The organism is Corynebacterium sp. MSK310, assembly GCF_030227355.1.
Taxonomy (GTDB): domain Bacteria; phylum Actinomycetota; class Actinomycetes; order Mycobacteriales; family Mycobacteriaceae; genus Corynebacterium; species Corynebacterium rhinophilum.
This window is the reverse complement of record NZ_JASPFZ010000012.1, coordinates 1-22,494: the sequence shown is the minus strand read 5'-3', so window position 1 is coordinate 22,494 and position 22,494 is coordinate 1. Positions and strand designations below refer to the sequence as shown.

The window sequence follows — 22,494 nt, the reverse complement described above, 5'->3', positions numbered from 1 at the left end:
TCGCTGTGGGTTGAGGACGTGGGGTTGGTCGAAGGCGGCCTGTATTTTATGCCTCTAAGAAGCAGTACAACCGCAGTGGCGGGCTACTTCTTTTCGGCAAAGACCTCGCGCACGCGCTGGCCCAGATCCGGGTGGACGTTGGTCCAGTACTGGTACACGCGCTCTTCGGTTTCCTCGGACACGCCGGCCATCGCGTTGGTGATATTGGTGACCAAGCGCTCCTTGGCGCCGTCGTCGTAGACGTTTTCGTACAGGTCGCGCGCTTGGACGAAGTCATCGTCTTCCGCATGGCGTACGTACGGCGCGCGGACCAAGTCCTGACCGTGGGGATCCGGGTTCACGTAGAGGTCCGCCGCAGTGGTGGTCTCTAGGTCCTCGCGGTTGTTGACGGAGGCATCATCAAGCACGCCCGTACCCTTCGCATGGCGGTTGGGCGAGTACACCGGATCCTCTGGTGCATTGTAGAAGTACTGCATTGGACCCTCGTGCTCGTAGGTATTGACCTTCTCCGCATTACGAGGCTGGTTGACCGGCAAGTGCTTGTAATTCGGCCCGATGCGATAGCGCTGCTGATCTGCATAGGCAAAGACGCGGGCCTGAAGCATCTTATCCGGAGATAGGCCAACACCCGGCACGATATTGGAGGGATCGAGTGCAACCTGCTCGATCTGGGCAAAGAAATTGCGCGGGTTGCGGTTGAGCTCAAAGTAGCCCACATCGTGCAGCGGGTAGTCCTTCTTGGACCAGACCTTGGTCAGATCGAAGGGATTGAAGCGGTAGTCCTCTGCCTCCGCAAGCGGCATGATCTGCACCTTGACATCCCAGATGGGGTAGTTGCCCTCTTCGATGGCGTTGTAGAGATCCGCGCGGTGGCTATCCGGGTTCTGGCCAGCTTCCACGGTGGCCTCTTCATCAGTGAAGTTCTCTACACCCTGGCGGGAGATGAAGTGGTACTTCACCCAGAATGCCTCGCCGTCTTCGTTGACCCACTGGAAGGTGTGGGAACCGTAGCCATTTTGGTGGCGGGTGGTCTTCGGGGTGCCGCGGTCACCCATCAGGTAGGTCACCTGGTGGGCGGATTCCGGGTTGCGGGTCCAGAAATCCCACTGCATATCGGCATCGCGCAGGCCATTGGAACCCAGGCGCTTTTGGGAGTGGATGAAGTCTGGGAACTTCATGCCATCGCGCAGGAAGAATACCGGGGTGTTATTGCCCACGATGTCGAAGTTGCCGTCTTCGGTGTAGAAGCGCAGGGCAAAGCCGTGCACGTCGCGCCAGGTATCCGGGGAGCCCTGCTCGCCAGCGACGGTGGAAAAACGGCCCATCATCGGGGTGACGGTGCCCTTCTGGAAGACCTTAGCCTTGGTGTAGGCGGACACATCTTCGGTGATGTGCAGCTCACCGTAGGCGCCGTGGCCCTTGGCGTGCGGGGTACGCTCGGGCACGCGCTCGCGGTTGAAGTGGGCGAGCTTTTCAATGAGGTGAATATCGTTAAGCGCGACCGAACCCTGGGGTCCGGCGGTCACGGACGTGTTCTCAGAAGGAACGGGCTGGCCGGAAGGGCGGGTCGTGGTGCCCTTGCCTGCGGGACGCTGTCCCTTGTTCAAGATGTCATCAGCGGTGGAATCAGTCATGGTATGTCTTTGCCTCCTGGCAATCAGTCGATAATTTGGGGTCAATTATCAATCACGGACAACCCATAGCTTACTACGTATAACGGCGCTGCGCTACTTTTCCCGCGCATAAGCCGCTTGCTTTTGCCCCAGCCACCGCAACCTTGGATAAGAAATCCAGGGGCTACTGGTAGATTCATTCAGGTGACACACCACTCCGCAGCAGACGACGCCCGCGTCACCGAGCTCGCCCTCCGGGCTGGGCGCGGCGACCGAGCAGCGCTTACGGAGTTCATCAAGGCCACCCAGGATGATGTCTGGCGCCTGCTCGCCCACCTGGGCGGCCCCGAAATCGCCGACGACCTCACCCAGGAGACCTACCTGCGCGTCATTGGCGCCTTGCCGCGCTTTGCCGCCCGCTCTTCCGCGCGCACCTGGTTGCTCTCGCTGGCCCGGCGCGTGTGGGTGGATAATATCCGCCACGATATGGCCCGGCCCCGCAAGTCCGCCACGCAATACGAGGACGCCATGAGCTCCACCGCGGAAAACTCCGGTTCCTGGAGCGATTGGATTGATGCCCGTACGCTTATCGATGCCCTGCCGGCCGACCGCCGCGAAGCCCTCATCCTCACCCAGGTGCTGGGCTATACCTATGAGGAAGCGGCCAAGATTGCCGGGGTGCGCGTTGGCACCATCCGCTCCCGCGTGGCGCGCGCCCGCAAGGACCTCATCGAGGGCGCAAATTAATACCCCCGAATGTTCGAGCGCTTGGACGCATACTTTCGCCGCAATACTTATCAAAGTGCAGGTACTTAGGGCAGTGCAGCGGGATCCTGCGGGCCTAGGGCGGGGTAGAAAAATACTAAAGTGACACGATTTCAGCTGTGAAGTCACGGGTGAAATGTGATTCTATTAGATACACACACGTGATAAATCGACCGTCGATCCGGGCCCGCGCGTTCCCAAAGCCGGGCCCGGCGAGTGTGAGTAAGAGAGTTTCTCCCCTCATGATTAAACGCGCAATCGGAATCTCCATGGCGTTTATTGGCGTCGTGGTGGGCGCAGGCTTTGCCTCGGGCCAAGAAGCCATGCAGTACTTCGTAGCTTTCGGTGAATGGGGCCTGTGGGGCATCGCCCTCGCCGCCGCCCTCATGATGGTCACCGGCGTGTCCATCCTGCAGCTGGGCTCCTATTTCCAGGCGGTGGAGCACACCGCTGTCTACAACAAGATCGCTTCACCAGTCACCGCCAAGATCTTGGACTGGTCCACGCTGATTACGCTGTTTTCCATCGGCTTCGTCATGTTCGCCGGTGGTGGCTCCAATATCAACCAGCAATTCCCCAGCATCCCCGTGTGGGTCGGCGGCACCGTCATGCTGATCCTCGTGCTGCTGGTGGGCCTTATGGACGTGGACCGCGTTACCCGCGTCATCGGTACCATCACCCCGTTCATCATCATCTTCGTGGTGCTGGCCACCGGCTACACCATCCTTACGGCCGATGTGGACTTCGCGTCCCTGAATACCTGGGCCATCGATAACGTCAATACCTCGCTGCCTAACTGGTGGCTTTCTGCGCTGAACTACACCGGCCTGAACGTCATGACGGCCGTATCCATGTCCATCGTCATCGGCGGCAACTTCCTGGATAACCGCGCCGTGGGCATCGGCGGCCTCATCGGTGGTTTCCTTTACCTCATCTTGCTGGCCCTGCTCGTCTTCGCCCTCTTCTTCGAGGCTAAGGACGTCAACGGCGAGGACATGCCGGTACTGAAGCTGATTACGGGCATCCACCCGGTTCTCGGCATCTTGATGACCTTCGTTATCTACGGCATGGTCTTTAACACTGCCATCGGTATGTTCTACGCCCTGGGCAAGCGCCTGACCCGCAATAACCCACAGCGCTTCTACCCCGTATACGCCGCATCCTGCATCATCGGCTTCATCCTGTCCTTCATCGGCTTCCAGTCCTTGGTCAGCAACGTCTACCCCATCCTGGGTTACCTCGGCCTGCTGATGATTGTCGTGATGGTTTATAACCGCATTAAAAACCGCGGCATGCTTGCCGATGAATCCGATCGCCGCATGCGCGCCCACGATCTCGTCGCCCGCAAGCTGGACCCGCGCGAGCGCTTTACCAAGAAGAATGAGCGCGAGCTGCGCATGCTAGCCGCAGCATCCAATATGGGGACGCAGGAATTTATCGATCACCTCGCCGAGGATATCCACGAGGAGCTCGAAGAGGACGATGAAATCGACTATGACCGCGAGTCACCCGCACCTTCCGTCACCTACGTCCAGCACACGAAGCCGGAAGTACCTTCCGTTGATAGTGACTTGGACTTTGGCAAGAAAGACGAAGACTAAGGCTTAAGCTTTAGAAGCCACACGCAATTCGGCTCCTCGCTTCCCATTACAGGAAGGAGGAGCCGAATTTTTATGCGCCGGGCACGGCTTCGCAGCTCTGCCCGGCGCAGTGGTGCCTTGCGGCTATACCAGCAGCTCTGCGATCTGAATGGTATTGAGCGCAGCGCCCTTGCGGAGGTTATCGCCAGAGACGACGAGGACGAGGCCCTTATTGTCATCTACCGTCTGATCCTGGCGGATGCGCCCGACCAAGGAATCGTCCTTGCCGGCGGCGGCGAGGGGGGTGGGGACATCGGCAAGCGTCACACCTGGGGCATCGCTTAGAAGCTCGGTGGCCTGCTCGGGGGTGATGGGCTTGTCGAACTCCGCGTGGATGGTCAGGGTGTGACCGGTAAAGACGGGAATGCGCACGCAGGTGCCGGCAACCTTGAGGTCCGGCAGGCCGAGAATCTTGCGGGATTCATTGCGCAGCTTCTGTTCTTCGTTGGTCTCGTTGCTGCCGTCATCGACGAGGTTACCGGCAAAGGGCAGCGCGTTATAAGCAATGGGCGCGACGAAAGGTCCCAGGTCCTCATCATCGAGGGCAGAACCATCGTGGACTAGGTTCACGTTGTGATCGCCCACGCTGTAGACCTGCGCGGCCAGCGTCTGCACGCCCGCCAGGCCGGAACCGGATACCGCCTGATAGGACGATACGTGCAGCTTGTTGAGGCCGGCGGCATCGTGCAGAACCTTCAGCACCGGCATGGCGGCCATGGTGGTGCAGTTCGGATTGGCGATAATGCCCTTCGGCGGGTTCTTCGCCTCCTCAGGGTTTACCTCAGATACCACGAGCGGGACCTCCGGGTCCTTGCGGTAGGCCGAAGAATTATCCACCACGGTAGCGCCCGCGGCGGCAAAGACCGGGGCCCACTTCTCAGAGGTGGAACCGCCCGCGGAAAATACCGCGATATCGACATCGGCCACGGATTCTTCGGTGACCTCGGCCAAGTCCTCCACTTCAATCTGCTCGCCGCGGAATTCCAGCTCGGTGCCTGCGGAACGGGCGGAGGCGAAAAAGCGCACCTTATCCGCCGGGAAATTACGTTCTTCCAAAATGGAGCGCATCACGCGGCCGACCTGGCCGGTGGCGCCGACGACTGCAACGGTAGTCATTGTCTTCCTTTTTACTGCTCTGTAGTGCTCTGGTTTATCGTCCGGTTCCAGCATAGACGGTGGCTTCTTCCTCGCCGCCGAGCTGGAACTTATCGTGCAGGGCGCGCGCCGCCTTTTCCAAGTCTGCCTCGCGCGTCAACATGGAGATGCGGATTTCGGAGGTGGAAATAAGCTCCATATTCACTCCCACATCGCGCAGGGCCTCGGTAAAGTCCGCCGTCACGCCGGGGTGGGACTTCATGCCGGCGCCGACGAGGGAGACCTTGCCCACCTGGTCATCGTAAAGCACATTGGACCAGCCGCCCTCAGACTGCAGCTTGCTCAATAGCTCCATCGCGCGGGGGCCATCGGCGCGCGGGCAGGTGAAGGTGATGTCGGTGGTGCCATCCTCCAGGGAGGAGACGTTTTGCAGCACCATATCGATATTGATCTCCGCATCGGCGATGACGCGGAAAAGCTTCGCGGCCTCGCCCGGGCGATCTGGGATGCCCAGCACGGTTACCTTCGCCTCGGATTTATCAGTTGCTACACCAGTAAGTACTGCTTCTTCCACGGGGATATCCTCCATTGAGCCGGTCACCAACGTGCCGGGGTCATTTGAATAAGACGAGCGAACTCGCAACGGAACATTGAAAGCGCGGGCGTATTCCACGCTGCGCAGGACCAGAATCTTGGATCCTACGGCGGCCATTTCCAGCATCTCTTCAAAAGAGAGCTTTTCTAGCTTTTGCGCATCCGGGACGATGCGCGGATCGGCGGTATAGACGCCATCGACATCGGAGTAGATTTCGCACACATCCGCCTTGAGCGCCGCCGCCAGGGCGACCGCGGTGGTATCGGACCCGCCGCGGCCCAGCGTGGTCACATCGCGCGAGTCCTTATTCACGCCCTGGAATCCGGCGACGATGCAGATCTGTCCATCCTCTAAGGCCTCGGTCAGGCGGCCGGGGGTGACGTCAACGATGCGCGCATTGCCGTGGCGCTCGGTCGTCAGCACGCCCGCCTGGGAGCCGGTAAAAGACTGGGCCTTCGCGCCCAGGGACTCCACCGCCATGGCCACTAGCGCATTGGAGATGCGCTCGCCGGCGGTAAGGAGCATATCCATTTCGCGCTGCGGGGGAACGGGATTGACTTGCGCTGCAAGGTCAAGAAGCTCATCGGTGGTATCCCCCATAGCGGAGCACACCACGACGACATCATTGCCCTGCTTTTTAGTGGCCACAATCCGCTCCGCTACCGCGCGGATGCGATCTGCGGATTCGAGGGAGGAGCCGCCGTATTTTTGAACGATCAGGGCCACGGTGTGGTTGCCACCTTTCGTTTTAAAAGGCACCCCTGCGCGCAGACGCGCCACAGAAATACCTGTCGGACACTAGTCAAATTCCTATGCTACCCCGCAAGGCGCTACACCTCATCATAATTCCGAGACAATACTTTTATTTTATTCACATACACCCCCGTGCGCGCGCTAGGCGCCGGGCCGGGGGCGGCATCGATAAGCAAAATGCATCTCCGTCACTTTTTTACTAGCGTTGAGCGGGTGTTAAGCAACCTCCTCGCCGTATTCTTCGCGCTCGCCTCCGCGCTTACGGTTGCTTGGGGCACGGTCGTTCGCCACCGCATCGCCCTTGAAGCAGACGATTCAGTCATGCGCTCCGCTATGACCAACCCACTGTGGTGGGTCGGCACTGGCGCAGCCATCCTCGCCTATGGCCTCCAGGTCGTCGCCCTGGGCTTTGGTACCTTGCTGGTAGTCCAGCCCATTTTGGTCCTCTCGCTCATGTTTACCCTGCCGCTTTCGGCCTGGTATGCCAAGCGCCCCATGCCCGTGCACGAGACGTTCTGGTCCATTGCGCTCACGGTGGCGGTCGGCGTGATGGTGGTCTACGGCCGCCCCGTTGCCGGCAATCCCCGGCCGGAGTGGAGCCAGTGGTGGCCCGCCCTGCTATTGGGCCTGGCCACCCTGGTCGCGTTGGGCGTGGCCGGCCATAAATTCCGCGAGCAGCGCCCGCTCGCCCTGGGCACGGCCTGCGGCGTCATCTACGGTTTCGTCGCCCTGCTTTCCAAGGCCGTGGTCGATATCTTCACCCACGAAGGCTTGAGCGTCCTGGTGGGCAGCTGGCAGTTCTACGGCCTCATCGGCCTCGCCCTGACCGGCACCGTAGTGCAGCAATACTCCTTTAACGCCGGCCCGCTGGCGCAGTCGCTGCCGGCCATGACCATCTTCGAGCCCATCGTCGCCTTCGGCCTGGGCTATATGGTCTTGGGCGAAAAGTTCCTCATTGATTCCACCGCCGGCTGGCTCGTCATGGTGGCCGCGCTCGGCGTCATGATTGCCGCGACCATCATTTTGTCCCGCAACCCGGTCAGCCAGCGCAGCTAGATCGCCCACTCGAATACGGTCAGCATATAGGCCGAAAACCAGGCTCCGAAGAGCACCCAGGCACCCACGCTTGCCGATGCCCCCTTCTTGCCCACCCACGGCACCAATACCACCGCTGCGGGCAGTAAGAGGCGGGGGCGGGAGTGCATGATGCCATCGGAAAGCAGCACATTGGCCATCAGCACCGCGGCAAAGAGCCAGGCTGGCAGCGGCAGGCGCCCCCAGGCCAGCAGCAGGCAGATGGGGGCGGCGATGATGACTGCGGCGCTGAGCAAATACCCACCATTCGTGGCGCTAGACAGCGTCTCTGCTACCCAGGACACCGTCGCCCGGCCACCATCGAAACCGGAATTCCAGTGCTTTTCCTGCAGGCCAAAGTAGCCGCCGGCGCCGGGTAAATGGCGATTGGCCCACCAGATATAGCCAGCTAAGGGCAGCGCCGATACCGCCACGCTCAGCCAAGCCCACCAGGTGCGCCGCGCCTTGCAGAGCACCATGAGCGCGAAGACCACGATGAGATCTACCACGGTGAGGCGGACGAAAGAGGCAAGAAAGATCAGCACCCCGGCCGCGATCCAGCGCTGATCATGCAACATCACCACGGCCCAGATCGCGAGCGCGCCGAAGAGCGCCTCCGTATAGGGCATGGCAAAAACGATGCTCATGGGCGCGCTGGTGACCACCGTCGCGCCGAGCACCTGGCCGCGCACCCCCAGCCCCATCTGCCTAGCCAGCGCCATGACGCCCGCTGCCAAGGCGATGGTGAAAAAGAGGTTGAGGACCATCGCCGTGCCTGCAACGTCCGTGCCCAGCAGGTTGCTAACTGCCCGCACCACCAGCGGGAAGCCGGGAAAGAACGCAAGGGTCGTTTCATCCGCCGGGGCATAGCCCGCGCGGGCGATATCCACGTAGTAGTTGGCGTCCCATTTATTCAGCAGCCCCCAGAGGGAATCGCCCTGCGCCGCGGCCAGCGCCGCGAGCACGCTGAGGCGAATCGCCGTTCCCGCAACCGCCACTAGTGCAGCATAAAACCAGCAGCGCAGCGCGGGCGCGGCTGCGGGGCGGCGGGTGGTAGGAACAGTAGGCACATCAGTATGGTACGCCACGGGCCCGCGCGTCCCGCTGAATGAAATATGTTGCCACACCGTGAGATCCTCTGTAGTGTGACCGGTATGACATTGCGGAACGACCTACTCCTTATCTGCCGCGGCGGGATTTCGGCCTAAACCTACGGCCAGCGCCCCGTCGCGGAGTCTGGCAATCCTTAGCCCAGCTGGCCGTCGCACTTCCCGACACCAAACACATTAAGGACACCGCACCCCCATGTCTCCCAACGATTCCTTCATTAGCGCACCCCGCGAAATCACCACCCCTGCAGGCCCTCCCCGCGAGGGACAGCCTGCGTGGAATAAGCAGCGCGGCTCCTCCATGCCCTTCGAGCGCTACCAACCCTTCGCCGTAGAGGTCGAGGACATCGACCTGCCGGACCGCACCTGGCCGGGAAAGAAGATCACCCACGCCCCGCAGTGGTGCGCCGTGGACCTGCGCGACGGCAACCAGGCACTGATCGATCCCATGAGCCCCGAGCGCAAGCACCGCATGTTCGACCTGCTGGTGCAGATGGGCTACAAGGAAATCGAGGTCGGCTTCCCGTCCGCCTCCCAGACGGACTTCAACTTCGTCCGCGAAATCATCGAGGGCGATAAGATTCCAGAGGACGTGACCATCCAGGTCCTCGTCCAAGCCCGCGAACACCTGATCCGCCGCACCTTCGAGGCCTGCGCCGGCGCCAAGAACGTCATCGTGCACTTTTATAACTCCACCTCGAAGCTGCAGCGCCGCGTGGTCTTCCGCAAGGACAAGCCGGCAATCAAGAAGCTGGCTACCGATGCCGCCGAGCTCATCAAATCCATCGCCGCCGACTACCCCGATACCAACTGGCGCTGGGAATACTCCCCCGAGTCCTTTACCGGCACCGAGCTGGATTTCGCCCGCGAGGTCTGCGATGACGTGGTCGCCATCATGGATCCCAGCCCCGAGAACCCAATGATCATCAACCTGCCGTCCACGGTGGAGATGATTTCGCCGAATGTCTACGCCGATTCCATCGAGTGGATGGACCGCAACCTGGCCCGGCGCGATTCCATCTTGATTTCGCTGCACCCCCACAATGACCGCGGCGAGGGCGTTGCCGCCGCCGAGCTGGGCTATATGGCCGGCGCCGACCGCATTGAGGGCTGCCTGTTTGGCAATGGCGAGCGCACCGGCAACGTGGACCTGGTGACCTTGGGCCTGAACATGCTCACTCAGGGCGTTGACCCCCAGATCGATTTCACCGATCTGCCCAAGATCCGCGAAACCGTGGAGTACTGTAACCAGCTGCGTGTCCCGGAGCGCCACCCCTACGGCGGTGAACTGGTCTTTACCGCGTTCTCCGGCTCGCACCAGGATGCCATCAATAAGGGCTTGGACGCGCTGGCCGCAACGGTGCGTCCGGAGGCCAATTCCACCGACGTCAGCTGGGAAGAGCTGCGCGATGCCATCTGGGAGGTGCCCTACCTGCCCATCGACCCGAAGGACGTGGGCCGCGATTACCAGGCCGTTATCCGCGTCAACTCCCAGTCCGGCAAGGGCGGCGTCGCCTACATCATGAAGACCGACCACGGCATCAATATGCCGCGCGCCATGCAGGCGGAGTTTTCCACCGTCGTGCAGGAAATCACCGATACCGAAGGCGGCGAGGTCAACTCCAAGAATATGTGGGACATCTTCGCCACCGAATTCTTGGACCGCACCACCCCGTTGCACCTGGAATCGTTTGAGATCGACAATATTTCCGCCGATGATACCGATGCCACCGTGACCGCCACCGTGACTTATAACGGCAAGGAATCCGAGGTCACCGGCACCGGCAACGGCCCCATTGCCGCCTACGCCAATGCGCTGGAGTCCTTGGGCATCGATTTCGATGTCATCGACTACTCCCAGCAATCGCGCTCGGCCGGCGATGATGCCGAGGCCGCCTGCTACATTGCCGCCGACGTCAACCAGAACAAGGTCTGGGGCGCAGGCATCGCCGCTTCCACGACCCGCGCCTCCATCAACGCGATTACCTCCGCAGTAAACCGCGCGTTGGCATAACGCGGGCGCGGGCCGACATGGTAGAAGATCGACTATGCCTTCTTCTACCTACCTCATCCCCCACCGCGGCCTCGGCGCGGTGCAGGCCTTGCCCATTCACGGCGCATCGGTGAAGGGCACGGAGGATTTTACCGTCACCCTGGCTCCCAGCCAGGAGGGCGGTTTAAGCGTGGAAGCACAGGGCCAGATCGGCACCATCAGCGCCGCGGACCGCACGGAATACCCCGAGATCGACCTCCTTTTCCGCGCCGGTCTCACCCCAGCCGCCACAGCCCAGCCGCATGCCGATGGCCACGTCGCCCTCCTGCTTCCCCGCCCCGGGCTCTGCCTGCCGGCGAATAATCCGCCCGGCGGGCCCTATACGATGCTCGGCTATGCCCCGCCCATCGATATCACCGATCTCCCCGCAGATCTCGATATCCCGGCCCAGGCCCGGATGCACGTGCTAGTCAACCTGGTGCCTTCCACCGACGCCGTCGATGTCTTCTTCGGCCCTAAATTCCTCACCACCCTGTCCCCGGGTCCCTCGCTGCCCCCGCTTGCCGATGCCCCCATCCTCGCCCACGCCTACCACGCCCCGCGCGGCAACGATCGCGTGCTGAGCATCTACGCCGGCGATCCGCTGCCCGCTTCCAACGAAGACTCCGTGGCCGTTGCCACCCCGACCACGCAGGCGGCGACCGAGACCTTCGAAACCAGCAGCTTTCGCGCCGTCACCGCCACCCCGGAGCCCACGCGCCGCACTGGGTGGTGGGTCACGGCCATTGCCGTGGTCGCCGTCGTGGCGCTGGTGACCGTATTCATCGTCGCGGTTTAGTGTCCACTAAACCGGATTAGGCAACGAAAAGGTCCGGCGCGCCCTGTCCCGCCACAGGAATTCCGGGATACTAGACTAAGGCTGATGAATAACACACCTGGCCCCTCCCCACAGTCGCCGCAGGCTCCCTCGCCGGCGACTATGGCGTCCCAGCATGCGGCTAGGACCCACGCCCAGGCGTCCCCTCACTCCGCAGCCAACTCCGCCGCCCAACCGGAGACCAAGGCTGCGGCACAGCAGCGCAAGCCGGGCCCCAACTCCCAAAGCGAATCCAGCACCAGCGTCCCCAACAGCACAGGTATGGCCAAACCAGGCCCGCGCCGGCCTCGGCCGCGCCGCGCCGTCCGCCCCTCCGGCGGGCCGGCGACACTGAAAACCCCAGCCGACCCCGCTGCTTCAGCTGCTCCGTCCGCATCCAGCGCGGACAGCGCACCGCAAAAGCAGCCGGACAAGGCCGAGACCGTCACCAAGCACCCCTACGTAGCCCTCACGCTGCAGACCACGGGCATCCACCCGTCGACCGGGCGCATCGTCACCATTGATGCGGTGGCCTTTGATAACGCCGGCGATATTGGCCAGCGCTTCCACGCCGTGCTCAAGCCGGATATCGATGCTGGCCCACACCACCTCCACGGGCTGACCGTCGCGGATATTGAGCAGGCCCCTGCCTTTAGCAGAGTCCTCAAATCGCTGGATAAGCTTATCGATGGCCGCACCCTCGTCGTTCACGATATCCCCTATACCTGGGGCTTTATCGTCGCCGAGGCCCGCCGCGCCATGATGACCGCCGCACGTCAAAACCGCGCGCGCAACCGCGGTCGCAATAAAGGCAAGCGCCGCCGCCAAAAGGTGGGCCACATGCCCGCGCCCGTGCGCATCATCGATACCTTGGCCACCTCGTATGCGCAGGGCGTGCGGTCGAATGATGTGCGGCTGAGGGGCGTCGCTAAGCAGAATGGCTTGGATGCTGATCCTAAGGCGACGGTGGAACGCGCCCGGCGTCCAGAGCAGGAGACCTCGCGCGAGGAGACGGAGCTGCTCATCCAGCTCTACCAGCACCAACAGCGCGGCCCGGTGCGCAGCTATGCCCCAGACGATGTCCGCGCCGACCGCTTTGGCCTGCAACGCTCGCACGTGCGCGTCGATGCCGCCGAGGCCCCCGTGCAGCACCACAACCCCGGAAAATACGAGCCCGGCAAGGAACTGCGCCGCGGCATGGAAATTGTCGTGGCCCCCGAAATCCTAGAGGACCCGGATACGATTATCTCCGCCCTCATGCGCGAGGAGCTGAACTATTCGGAAAAGCTCACCCGCGAGGCATCGCTTGTCGTGTGCAATGTCACCACGGATCTCGTGGGCAAGGCCATGCACGCCCAGCGCAAGGGCATCCCGCTGATGTCTGATGCCGCGTTTCTCGATGCCCTCACCCGCATCGAAGACCCCACCACTGCGCGGCGCCAGCCCCCGCAGATGAGCGGCGGAAATAACCAGAGCAAGAGCCAGAAACGGCGGCGTAGGCGCGGCGGGCGCGGCCGGGGGCGGCGAAATTCTGGCGGCTCGGCGCCCAAGAACAACGCCTAGCCCACTTCCCCGGCTACCCTAGAGGGCATGAGTTTTTCAGTCCCGGGTGCCTTGAAGAAGTTGCGCACCACCGCCGCGACATCCGCCGCGAAGCTGGCCACCACCGCTTCCCGCGCCACCGGCCGGGGCGCCGGCGGAATGATCGGCGGCCTTATCGCCAATGCCATTGACCCCTCCATCATGACCAACCTGGGCGGCGGGCGCCCGGCCGTGCTGGTCACCGGCACCAACGGCAAGTCCACCACCACCCGCATGCTCGCCGCCGCGGTCCGCGCCGAACACCAGGTCGCCACCAATGACGGCGGCGATAACATGGACGCCGGCATCATCTCCGCGCTCATGGCGGGCAAGGACGCCTCACACCTCGTCCTCGAGGTCGACGAGCTGCACGTGCCGCACGTCGCCGATAACCTCAACCCGCAGGCGCTTGTGCTGCTCAACCTCACCCGCGATCAGCTCGACCGCGTCGGCGAGATCAACAAGATCGAGCGCGCTCTCCGCGGCGCCGTGGAGGCCCACCCGGACATGTTGGTCATCGCCAATTGCGATGACGTGCTCATGACCTCGGTTGCCTACGACGCCAAGAACGTCATCTGGGTTTCTGCCGGTGCCGGCTGGCTCGGCGATTCCGTCACCTGCCCGCGCACCGGCGGCCACGTCGTGCGCACCGAGGATGACTGGTACGCAGTAAAGCCGCTTGCCGATGGCCGCGAGTTCCGCCGCCCGCAGCCGACGTGGGGCATCGACAAGCATGGCGTTATTACCCCCACCGCAAAGCGCCCGCTGAACCTGGCGCTGCCGGGCCGTGCCAACCGCGGTAACGCGGCGCAGGCCATCGCCGCGGCTGTCGAGGGCTTCGGCGTGGACTTGGATCGCGCTATTGCCGCGGCAGAAAGCATCGATGACGTCGCCGGCCGGTATTCCACCATCCACTGGAAGGGCCGCGAGATTCGCCTGCTGCTGGCCAAGAACCCCGCCGGCTGGCAAGAGGCCCTGTCCATGGTGGACCGCAGCGCCGATGGGCTGGTCATCGCCACGAACGGGCAGGTTGCCGATGGCATCGACATGTCCTGGCTCTGGGACGTAAAATTCGAGGGCTTTAACGGGCTCAGCGTCAAGGCCGCCGGCGAGCGCGGAACCGACCTTGCCGTCCGCCTCGTCTACGCGGATATCACCCACCAGCTCATCCCAGACCCCATGGATGCGCTCGCCGCCTGCCCCGAGGGCCGCATCGAGGTCCTTGCCAATTACACCGCCTTCCGCGATCTGAAAAAGGCCCTGTCCAAGGAGGCTAATAATGCTTAATATCGGCCTAGTGCTTCCCGATGTCCTCGGTACCTACGGCGATGACGGCAACGCCCTCGTGCTGCGCCAACGCGCCCGCATGCGCGGCCTCGACGCCGAAATTCACCCCATCCGGCTTGGCGAACCCGTGCCCGAGACGCTGGATATTTATACCATCGGCGGCGGCGAAGACACCGCGCAGATTCTTGCCGCAGAACACCTCATTGCCGATGGCGGGCTAACCCGCGCCGCCACGTCCGGCCGCCCCATCTTGGCCATTTGCGCCGGCTTGCAGGTCCTGGGCGAGTCCTTCCGCGCTTCCGGCCGGGTTATCGATGGCGTCGGGCTTATCGATGCCACCACCGCCGGCATGCAAGACCGCGCCATCGGCGAGGTATCTTCCACCCCTACCGGCGCCGGCGTGACCGCAGATCTCACCGAGCCGCTCACCGGCTTCGAAAACCACTTGGGCGCGACCATCCTCGGCCCGTCCGCCCAACCGCTGGGAACCCTCACCCGCGGCAATGGCAACGCCGACCAAGCCGCCACCGCAGACCTCGCCGACGGCTCCACCCAACGCACCTACGAAGGCGCCGTGCAGGGCAGCGTCATCGCCACCTATATGCACGGCCCCGCCCTGGCCCGCAACCCGCAGCTCGCGGATCTGCTCCTCGCCCAAGCCATGGGTGTCCCGCTCGCCGATCTCGATCCGCTGGATATCCCCGCCGTCGACCGCCTGCGCACCGAGCGCTTCAACGCCGCCGAGCCACCGCGCTCCCAGCGCTAAGCCTGTGGATAACTTCGCCAATTCTCGGCCCTCACGACCCAAAAGGGCCGATTTGAGCCAAGTTATCCACAGGCCGGGCGCGGCCGCCTTGTAGCTCCCAGGCCCCAACCCTAGGCTGCGGGGCATGACGTTATTGGAGCAGCTGGGGGACATCGCCAAGCGCGGCGTAGACCTGATTGAAGAAGCCTACGCCGCCGCTGACCTGCCCCTGCCTGCGGACCACGCGCGCGAGCTGCGCCGCACTGCCGAGGCTTTCCTCGCGCCCACCAGCCACTCGCGCTATCAACGCCGCACCCTTGCCGCCGCGCGCCGCAACCAGCACAGCCTGGCCACGCTCGCGCTCATCGCCCGCCGTTCCCAGCGAGTGAAAAATCCCACCGAGCGCTGGCGCTTCCGCGAAACCCTGTGCGCTACCGCCGGGACCACCGCCGAAGTGTCCCGCGCCGCCACACGCCTGCTGCGCGAAATCGCCCCACCGCCCGAGCGCGAAGACGGCGGGCGCCGCATCCTGCACGGCGAGAAAACCACGCTGAGCTTTACCGGCCCCGCCGCCGAAATGGCCGATATCTGGGCCACCGCGAAGGATAATCCCCTCGCCTGGCTCACCGGCTCCCGTGCCGTCGCGCCGGCCAGCGTGACCACCAATGTCATCATCGAGCTGCCGGATTACCTGAAAATCCTGCGCGGCGAGGGCTCAGAAGTCCGCCTCGCCATGACCAACGGTGCCACCATCACCGGCGCTGATCTCCTCCGTCGCACGCTCGCCGGCGCCGGGCTTTTTACCCTCATCCACCCCGCGGAAGGCCCCGTCAACCTCTACCGTGCCCGCCACGCCTCCGCCAAGCAGCGCCGCATGCTCGAGGCCGAAGGCGCGCGCTGCGCCTGGCCCGCTTGCAGGCGCCCCGCCGCTGAATGCCAAGCCCACCACATCTTCGAATACGCCCGCGGTGGCCACACCCACCCGGCGAATATGTGCCTTTTGTGCCCGTACCACAATTCCATCAACGGCCTTCCGGGGCGGGGGCGGATGGCGCGCATCAACGGGCGCATCGCCTGGCTGCCGCCGCATCCGCGCCACGCGGGCCGCCCCGCCCCGTCATCAGACCCTCCGGGTTCCGCTGCACGGCCGCACTCGGCCTCGCCACCGGAGCCGAATGCGCCTCCCCCAGTCTTTACTGGCCGCGCGCCACGCGGGCCCACCGCCAACGTGCCCTAAACCCCAAGAAACCAAAAGTCCCGGGCCGGTGCTGCGGACACCTAGATAGTCAAGCGCCCCGAAAGCGCACGGGACAAGGTGAGCTCGTCCACGAACTCCAAATCGCCTCCGAGCGGCATGCCGGAGGCCAATCTAGTGATCTTTAAATCGGGAAAATCCCGCAATAACCGCACCAGGTATGCCGCGGTGGCCTCGCCCTCCGTATTCGGATCTGTGGCGAGGATGACCTCGCGGATGGTGGGGGTGTCGTCGTAAAGCGGGGCCTCTGGCGTGGAATCCGCCAACTCCCTATCCGGCAGCACCCCGCCCAGCCGCTGGAGGAGCGTGGAAATATTCAAATCCTTCGGCCCAACATTGGCCAGCGGGTCCAACGCACCGCCGAGGACGTGGTAGCGGCCCTCGTACTCACCCGTACGCTCGATAACCTGGATGTCCTTCGGCTCCTCCACGACGCAAATGGTGGAGGCGTCGCGCTGCGAATTGATGCAAATCCGGCAGACATCCTCGCGCGAAATATTGCAACAAATGCGGCAGAAAGTAACGCCGTCGCGCACGCCGCCTAAGGCATTTTGCAGGCGCTCAATATCCTCCGGTTCCATGTGCAACACATGAAACGCGATACGCTGCGCCGACTTCGGGCCGATGCCCGGCAGGCGCGAAAACTCATCGATGAGGTCCTGCAGAGGTCCTTCAAACACCACAACTCCCAAAATTACGTCAAGGCCGCGACCCCATCATCGGGGCAACGGCCTTTGTAGAATATCGCGCAGCTAGAAGCCGCCGAACATGTCATCCATCGACGGTCCACCCTGGCCGCCCATGCCCTGCGACAGGGGACCAATCTTTTCCTGTGCCAACTTGCCCGCAGCGGCGTGGGCATCCTTAAACGCGCCCATCACCAGGTCCTGCAGCGTATCGATGTCCTCAGGGTCAACCACGGACTTATCAATCTGCAGGTCTACCAGCTCGGCGCCACCGGTCATGGTCACCTTAACCAGGCCATTGCCCGCGCTTCCCTCAACATTGGTGGCCAGGATTTCTTCCTGCGCCTTCTGCAGCTCGGCCTGCACCTGCGCTGCCTGCGCGATGAGGTCGTTCATGTCGTTGGGTTGTGGGGTGGAATCTTGTTCAGCCATAGCTTTCGTCCTTTCTCAATAGCTTTGCTACCGCCCGAGTCTACCGTGCCACAGTCCTAAACACGGCGTGCGCCTAGTTCCTTTTCCACGAGCTCCATCGCCACCTCGGTGGCGCTGCGGTGGTCCATTTCGCCTGCGGACTGCGCGGCTTCGACCATGTCGCGTTCTTCGTCATCGCGGGTATAGGCCGGCGGTTCTTCCGGCGGCGGTTCGTCCGCGGGGCCCTCCGGCTCGGGCGGCAGCGGCACCCCGTTGCTAAATTGCGGCGTGCGCGCAATTTCGTCATCGCGTTGCTTCGCCGCCTCGGTTGCCTTGGCGATGCGCGAGCGCCACCCGGGCTTACTCTCTGCCTCCTTGTCGTCGCTCGGCTCGCGTTCGGGCGCGTTGGGGTTCCATTCGGGTTTGCTTTGCGGCGCCCGCGGCGCATCGAACCCGGCGGTCTTTGGGTCCGTGCCCACCACGCAGTTGACCTGAATATCGCGTTGGAATTCTTCCCGTAGCACGTCCACGATGACGGAATTATTCGCCGGCGCATTGATGCGTTCTGCCAGCGCACCTGTGGTATGCCCCAGCGTCAGCGTGTTATCGCGGAATCCGAGCACGCGGGCTTCGGCAAGCATGATTTCAGCGACCTTATTCCGCTTGCCGACGCTCCCCCTCAGCTCCACCCATTTCCTCTTCACTGCCTCCACGAAGTCACCGTCATCGCCGCTTGCCGATGCCCCTTGCTGTTGCGGTTGTTCTGCCTGGGCTTGTTGCTGCCCCTCCGACTGCTCTGTCGCCGCCGGCACCGGTTTCTCCAGTGGTTCCGCCTGGCCGTTGCCGCGGGCTGGCGCATTCTGCGGAACCTGGCGCTCCTGGCCCCATGGATCCGCGCCGACGTCAGTTTTTACGTCGCCGCTTCCCTCGGTAGCCGAAGCGTCCTTTTCAGGCACATCGCTAGACTGCGAATCCGCGGACTGCTGCCCCGGCTGCATATATTCTGCGCTCGGTTGCGCAAGCCGTGAGACAGATCGCTCCTCATTCCCATCCCCTGCCGGCTGCGCCGATTGCTCAGCCGGGGTGGCCTGCGCAGACTGCGCTGCGTCCTCATGTCCGGCCCGCGAATGCTGCGCCGTTGCCTCCGGTTGCTCAGGTGTCTGCTCAGGCTGAGACGGCGATGACAGTGCTGACGGTGATGTCGATTCCGGTGCCGGAGCCGGTGCCCCGGTGCCCGCGGCGGTCTGGTTTTGTTGTTGCTGCGGTGCCGACGGTGCATCGGAGCTCGACCCGGCCTGGTTTTGCGGCGCCTGGGACTTTGCACGGCGCCGCGCGATGATGGCAGCCGCTGCCGACTGCGGATCTTGGGCGCCCGAAAAGGCTGGCCCGTTTCCCGCAGAAGGTGCCGCCTGACCCGATTGTGCAGACTGTGCGCCTTGGCCAGCATGGTTGGGCTGGCCGGCTTGTGCGGATTGCGGGGCGCCGCTGGGTTGGGCAGGCTGGGCTGCGGATGCCGCACCAAGGGCGGCACTCGGCGCCGCGCTCGGTGCCACGCTGGACGAGGTACCAATGAGCAAGTGGGCGCACATGATCTCGAGCAACAGGCGCGGCGAGGTGGCCCCGGTCAGATCGCTGATGCGGTCATTGACCGTCGAGGCAAGATAGGTCAGCTGGGGGCCGGAAAAACGCTGTGCTTGGGAGGTGAGCACCTCGGCGCGGTCGGTGGGCGCGGAAACCAGGCCGGCATCGATAGCCCCCGGCACGGCCTGCAGGATCATCAGGTCGCGCAAACGGTCGAGCAGATCCACCGCAAACCGGCGCGGGTCGTGGCCGGCCTCGATGACGTTGTCGATCTGTGCGAAAAGGCCGGCCTTGTCGTTCTCGGCGAGGGTGGCGATGGTGTCATCGAGAAGCGTGACGTCCGTAACGCCCAGCAGCGGGCGCGCGAGGTCATAGGTCAGGCCATCGGGCCCCGCACCAGCCAAAAGCTGGTCCAGTAGCGACAAGGTATCGCGCGGGGAACCGCCGCCTGCCTCAATGACCATGGGATAGACGGCGTCTTCAACCTGCACGCCCTCGGAAGCCACGGTCTTTTGCAGCAGCCCCTTCATCGCGGGCGGGGTAAGCAGGCGGAAGGGATAGTGGTGCGTACGGGAGCGAATGGTGCCGATGATCTTTTCCGGCTCCGTCGTCGCAAAGATGAAAATCACGTGCTCGGGCGGCTCTTCAACCACCTTGAGCAGCGCATTGGCGCCGGACGGGGAAATCATATGCGCCTCGTCGATAATGAAGATGCGGTAGCGCGATTCCGCCGGCGCATAGTAGGCGCGGTCGCGCAGCTCGCGCATGTCCTCCACGCCATTGTGCGAGGCAGCGTCGAGCTCCGTCACGTCCAGGTTGCCCGGGCCGCCGGGCGCGAGCGACACACACGAATCGCACTTGCCGCACGGCGTCGAGGTGGGCCCGTGCTCGCAGTTGAGCGAGCGGGCCATAATCCGCGCCGAAGACGTCTTACCGCAGCCGCGCGGGCCGGAAAAGAGGTAGGCGTGGTTGATGCGCCCCGCGTCGAGGGCGGCAGATAGCGGCGTGGTGACCTGCTCTTGCCCCACGACCTCGGCAAACGTTGCTGGACGGTATTTCCGGTATAAAGCCACGGTTAGCCAGTTTACCGGCTAACCCTCGCGCGACCAGTCCAGCAGGTCAATGCCCTGCTCGGCCACGGCTTCCTGCAGCTTGCCGACGCCCTCTTCCACCCCAAACGCATATTCCGCATCCATCAGCATGACCAGCTGCAGCACGAGCGTCAGGCGGTTCTCCTCGCGGTATTGCGGCGTCTGCCCGCCCCAGAGGTACGGGGCGATGAGCAGCCCGTGGTGCACGGTCTGCTCGCCGGGGAGATCCAAAAGTGACGGCAGCAAGACACCGGGTTGCGCGGGCAAGAGGCCGCCCGCCTTCTCCAACTTCGCGGCCGCAGCCCCCACGGCGGCGGCGACTTCGGGCTGGCCCACGCGCGCCACAGTGACGAGTTCGCAGCGCACATCTAGGCCTTCGGCATCGCTGCGCAGGCCGGTATCGACGTCGTTGAAGGTGGTGGTGAGGGCGAGGGATTGGGCATCGGCAAGCGTGGCTAAACCCAGCCTGCGCCCGTCGACGTACCGGAACTCCAGCGGGGCCGGGATGACCTCGCTGAGCCACACGGCGGATTCATCGGCGTTGATTTTAGCCCTCCGCCTTTTCGATGGCCGCCAGGAGCACGCAGGTGGCAACGCCGTCGATGGCTTCCTCGATTTCCTCCTGCGGCGGCAGCGACACCGCAAGGCGGATATTGCGGTCATTCTCATCGCGTCCGTGCGGGTAGGCCGCGCCCGCCTTGGTGAGCACGATGCCGGCGTCCTTGGCCAGCTCCCACACGCGGGTGGCGGTGCCGTCGACGACGTCCATGGAGATGAAGTAGCCGCCCTCCGGGTCGGTCCATTCCGCGACGCCGTACTCACCTAGGCGCTCATCCAGGATGCGGCGCGCGGCGGCAAACTTCGGCGCCAACAGCTCGGCGTGGCGGTGCATCAGCTCGCGCACGCCGTCCGCGGACCCGAAGAACTCGGCGTGGGCGAACTGGTTAATCTTGTTCGGCCCAATGCCGCGGATGCCCGCGTGCTCCAAGTACCAGTCGAGGTTCTCTGCCGAGGACCCGAAAAAGCTCACGCCAGAGCCCGCGAAGGTGACCTTGGAGCTCGAGGACATGGCCCAGAAGCGGTTGGGGTGCCCGCCCTGCTTGGCGATGTCCAGCACCGGCAAGACTTCCGGAAACTCGTCTGTCAGCGTGTGCACGGCATAGGCGTTATCCCACACAATGCGGAAGTCGGGCGCCGCGGTGTCCATTTCCGCCAGGCGGCGGGTCTTGTCCTCCGAGATGAGTACGCCGGTGGGGTTGGAGAACATGGGAATGAGCCACATGCCCTTGACCTGCGGGTCTTGGGTGAGCTTCGCGATGGCCTCGACATCTGGGCCGTCGTCTTCCATCGGCACCGTCACCAACTCGAAGCCGAAGAGTTCCGTGATGGCGAAGTGGCGGTCATAGCCAGGCACGGGGCAGATCCACTTGACGTTTTCTTCCTCGCTCCACGGGCGCGGCGAATCGTTGGTACCGAAGGTATAGGCCCAAGAAATGAGGTCGAACATGATGTTGAGCGAGGAGCTATCGCCGGCCAGCAAGAGCTCCGGGTCAATATTGGTAAGCTCGCCCCACAGCTCGCGCAGCTTCTTTACGCCCTTCAGGTTGCCGTAGTTGCGCAGGTCAGCGCCTTCAGAATCAGTGTAGTTTCCCTCACCTGGCAGCGACAACAGCGCATTGGAGAGATCGAGCTGCGCCTTCGACGGCTTGCCACGGGTCAGATCCAGCTTGAGACCCTTTGCTTTCAGGTCCGCGTATTCTTCGCGGACTTTCGCGGCAAGTTCTGCCAAGGCGGACGATTCCAGAGTAAGAAGCGACATTAGTATGTCTACCTTCCGTAGTGTGGTGCGACGTTTAGCCACCAATACTAACGCACCCTGCATAAAAAAGGGACCCCGCGCACCCGTCAGAGCCTCCTGACCCTTGCTGCATTCCTGCCCTGGGGGAGTTCAGAGGATGGACGCCACGCGGAATCCTGCCTTTACTCTAACGCCCGCGGGCCACATTAGCCAAATACGCGTCTCTCGGAGCGAGACGGAGGCTGCGGGCGGCATCGGTAAGCGGCAGCAGTACGGTAAGCGCGCCACCCTGCCCCACCGAAGCCCAATAATTGCCCAGAAATTACGTCTGACCAGGCGATTGGCATTCTAATTGCCACGGCTGCTAATGTTTCTTCTCGGAGGATTCGACTAGCGGCCTATGTCACACGCCTGGAACGCGTGCGGGGTTCACGCCCCTCGTGGGTTCAAATCCCACATCCTCCGCCATTGTCATGAGTCGCGACATGTTTGACAGGTCAGTCGCGACATCGTTGACAAACCGGCATCTCAGTCGTTTTTGTTCTGGGGTGCCGGTTTTTCGTGTT

General features: G+C 63.3%; 18 protein-coding genes, 1 tRNA gene and 1 other RNA gene. 10 read left to right on the top strand and 10 right to left on the bottom strand.

The genetic code is table 11. From position 1 onward, the window contains the following. Positions 1 to 83: 83 nt before the first annotated feature. Positions 84 to 1,634: a catalase gene (locus QP891_RS09030; protein ID WP_284770735.1), complete on the bottom strand. Its 1,551-nt coding sequence runs from the start codon at positions 1,632 to 1,634 to the stop codon at positions 84 to 86. Positions 1,635 to 1,817: 183 nt separating this feature from the next. Between QP891_RS09030 and QP891_RS09025 the strand changes: the two genes are divergently transcribed. Together QP891_RS09025 and QP891_RS09020 are read left to right on the top strand one after the other, a co-directional pair. After that, positions 1,818 to 2,360, top strand: coding sequence for an RNA polymerase sigma factor (locus QP891_RS09025; protein WP_284770734.1), 543 nt, complete (start codon positions 1,818 to 1,820; stop codon positions 2,358 to 2,360). Positions 2,361 to 2,620: 260 nt separating this feature from the next. Next, on the top strand, positions 2,621 to 3,979 hold the full coding sequence (locus QP891_RS09020; RefSeq protein ID WP_284770733.1) for a YkvI family membrane protein: 1,359 nt from the start codon (positions 2,621 to 2,623) through the stop codon (positions 3,977 to 3,979). A gap of 123 nt (positions 3,980 to 4,102) precedes the next feature. Here the strand turns inward: QP891_RS09020 and QP891_RS09015 are convergent, their stop codons facing one another. Next, on the bottom strand, positions 4,103 to 5,134 hold the full coding sequence (locus QP891_RS09015; protein WP_284770732.1) for an aspartate-semialdehyde dehydrogenase: 1,032 nt from the start codon (positions 5,132 to 5,134) through the stop codon (positions 4,103 to 4,105). Between the two features lie 34 nt (positions 5,135 to 5,168). After that, on the bottom strand, positions 5,169 to 6,434 hold the full coding sequence (locus tag QP891_RS09010; protein ID WP_023016575.1) for an aspartate kinase: 1,266 nt from the start codon (positions 6,432 to 6,434) through the stop codon (positions 5,169 to 5,171). A gap of 240 nt (positions 6,435 to 6,674) precedes the next feature. Here QP891_RS09010 and QP891_RS09005 point away from each other — a divergent pair, with 240 nt between their 5' ends. Further along, on the top strand, positions 6,675 to 7,517 hold the full coding sequence (locus tag QP891_RS09005; protein ID WP_284770731.1) for a DMT family transporter: 843 nt from the start codon (positions 6,675 to 6,677) through the stop codon (positions 7,515 to 7,517). Here the strand turns inward: QP891_RS09005 and QP891_RS09000 are convergent. Continuing rightward, positions 7,514 to 8,605: a hypothetical protein gene (locus tag QP891_RS09000; protein WP_284770730.1), complete on the bottom strand. Its 1,092-nt coding sequence runs from the start codon at positions 8,603 to 8,605 to the stop codon at positions 7,514 to 7,516. The genes QP891_RS09005 and QP891_RS09000 overlap by 4 nt on opposite strands. Before the next feature lie 235 nt (positions 8,606 to 8,840). Here QP891_RS09000 and leuA point away from each other — a divergent pair, with 235 nt between their 5' ends. The 6 genes from leuA (at position 8,841) to QP891_RS08970 (ending at position 16,343) form a co-directional block, all read left to right on the top strand. Further along, positions 8,841 to 10,658 carry a 2-isopropylmalate synthase gene (gene leuA / locus QP891_RS08995; protein WP_284770729.1) on the top strand — a complete coding sequence of 606 codons (1,818 nt, stop codon included), beginning with the start codon at positions 8,841 to 8,843 and terminating at the stop codon, positions 10,656 to 10,658. Positions 10,659 to 10,692: 34 nt separating this feature from the next. Continuing rightward, positions 10,693 to 11,475, top strand: a complete 783-nt coding sequence (locus QP891_RS08990; protein WP_284770728.1) for a hypothetical protein — start codon at positions 10,693 to 10,695, stop codon at positions 11,473 to 11,475. 300 nt (positions 11,476 to 11,775) lie between these two features. Continuing rightward, the gene (locus tag QP891_RS08985) at positions 11,776 to 13,056 is read left to right on the top strand and encodes an exonuclease domain-containing protein (RefSeq protein ID WP_410763659.1); all 1,281 of its coding nucleotides are present in this window, start codon (positions 11,776 to 11,778) and stop codon (positions 13,054 to 13,056) included. Between the two features lie 27 nt (positions 13,057 to 13,083). Further along, the gene (locus tag QP891_RS08980; RefSeq protein WP_284770726.1) at positions 13,084 to 14,361 is read left to right on the top strand and encodes a Mur ligase family protein; all 1,278 of its coding nucleotides are present in this window, start codon (positions 13,084 to 13,086) and stop codon (positions 14,359 to 14,361) included. Next, positions 14,354 to 15,127, top strand: coding sequence for a type 1 glutamine amidotransferase (locus QP891_RS08975; protein ID WP_284612742.1), 774 nt, complete (start codon positions 14,354 to 14,356; stop codon positions 15,125 to 15,127). The genes QP891_RS08980 and QP891_RS08975 overlap by 8 nt, the downstream gene beginning before the upstream one ends. Positions 15,128 to 15,251: 124 nt before the next feature. Beyond that, positions 15,252 to 16,343, top strand: a complete 1,092-nt coding sequence (locus QP891_RS08970) for an HNH endonuclease signature motif containing protein (RefSeq protein ID WP_284770725.1) — start codon at positions 15,252 to 15,254, stop codon at positions 16,341 to 16,343. A gap of 41 nt (positions 16,344 to 16,384) precedes the next feature. Here QP891_RS08970 and QP891_RS08965 read toward each other — a convergent pair whose 3' ends face one another. The 6 genes from QP891_RS08965 to ffs form a co-directional block, all read right to left on the bottom strand. Continuing rightward, positions 16,385 to 17,041, bottom strand: coding sequence for a recombination mediator RecR (locus tag QP891_RS08965; protein WP_023029977.1), 657 nt, complete (start codon positions 17,039 to 17,041; stop codon positions 16,385 to 16,387). A gap of 72 nt (positions 17,042 to 17,113) precedes the next feature. Continuing rightward, positions 17,114 to 17,479, bottom strand: a complete 366-nt coding sequence (locus QP891_RS08960) for a YbaB/EbfC family nucleoid-associated protein (RefSeq protein ID WP_023024999.1) — start codon at positions 17,477 to 17,479, stop codon at positions 17,114 to 17,116. A gap of 56 nt (positions 17,480 to 17,535) precedes the next feature. Beyond that, complete coding sequence (locus QP891_RS08955) at positions 17,536 to 20,112, bottom strand: DNA polymerase III subunit gamma and tau (protein ID WP_284770724.1); 2,577 nt, start codon at positions 20,110 to 20,112, stop codon at positions 17,536 to 17,538. An 18-nt stretch (positions 20,113 to 20,130) separates the two neighbouring features. Further along, positions 20,131 to 20,724 carry a hypothetical protein gene (locus QP891_RS08950; RefSeq protein ID WP_284770723.1) on the bottom strand — a complete coding sequence of 198 codons (594 nt, stop codon included), beginning with the start codon at positions 20,722 to 20,724 and terminating at the stop codon, positions 20,131 to 20,133. After that, entirely contained in the window at positions 20,678 to 21,949 is a 1,272-nt protein-coding gene (locus QP891_RS08945; protein ID WP_284770722.1) for an aspartate aminotransferase type Ic, read from the bottom strand. The genes QP891_RS08950 and QP891_RS08945 overlap by 47 nt, the downstream gene beginning before the upstream one ends. A 63-nt stretch (positions 21,950 to 22,012) precedes the next feature. Then, positions 22,013 to 22,109: signal recognition particle sRNA small type (ffs, locus tag QP891_RS08940), an RNA gene on the bottom strand. A 198-nt stretch (positions 22,110 to 22,307) separates the two neighbouring features. Between ffs and QP891_RS08935 the strand changes: the two genes are divergently transcribed. Beyond that, positions 22,308 to 22,396, top strand: a tRNA-Ser gene (locus QP891_RS08935). Positions 22,397 to 22,494: the final 98 nt, after the last annotated feature.

Excerpts from the sequence above, each read along its gene's own strand:
- QP891_RS09030 (WP_284770735.1), bottom strand. The coding sequence starts at position 1,634 with ATGACTGATTCCACCGCTGATGACATCTTGAACAAGGGACAGCGTCCC.
- QP891_RS09020 (WP_284770733.1), top strand. The coding sequence starts at position 2,621 with ATGATTAAACGCGCAATCGGAATCTCCATGGCGTTTATTGGCGTCGTG.
- QP891_RS09015 (WP_284770732.1), bottom strand. The coding sequence starts at position 5,134 with ATGACTACCGTTGCAGTCGTCGGCGCCACCGGCCAGGTCGGCCGCGTG.
- leuA (WP_284770729.1), top strand. The coding sequence starts at position 8,841 with ATGTCTCCCAACGATTCCTTCATTAGCGCACCCCGCGAAATCACCACC.
- QP891_RS08990 (WP_284770728.1), top strand. The coding sequence starts at position 10,693 with ATGCCTTCTTCTACCTACCTCATCCCCCACCGCGGCCTCGGCGCGGTG.
- QP891_RS08985 (WP_410763659.1), top strand. The coding sequence starts at position 11,776 with ATGGCCAAACCAGGCCCGCGCCGGCCTCGGCCGCGCCGCGCCGTCCGC.
- QP891_RS08980 (WP_284770726.1), top strand. The coding sequence starts at position 13,084 with ATGAGTTTTTCAGTCCCGGGTGCCTTGAAGAAGTTGCGCACCACCGCC.
- QP891_RS08975 (WP_284612742.1), top strand. The coding sequence starts at position 14,354 with ATGCTTAATATCGGCCTAGTGCTTCCCGATGTCCTCGGTACCTACGGC.
- QP891_RS08970 (WP_284770725.1), top strand. The coding sequence starts at position 15,252 with ATGACGTTATTGGAGCAGCTGGGGGACATCGCCAAGCGCGGCGTAGAC.
- QP891_RS08960 (WP_023024999.1), bottom strand. The coding sequence starts at position 17,479 with ATGGCTGAACAAGATTCCACCCCACAACCCAACGACATGAACGACCTC.
- QP891_RS08945 (WP_284770722.1), bottom strand. The coding sequence starts at position 21,949 with ATGTCGCTTCTTACTCTGGAATCGTCCGCCTTGGCAGAACTTGCCGCG.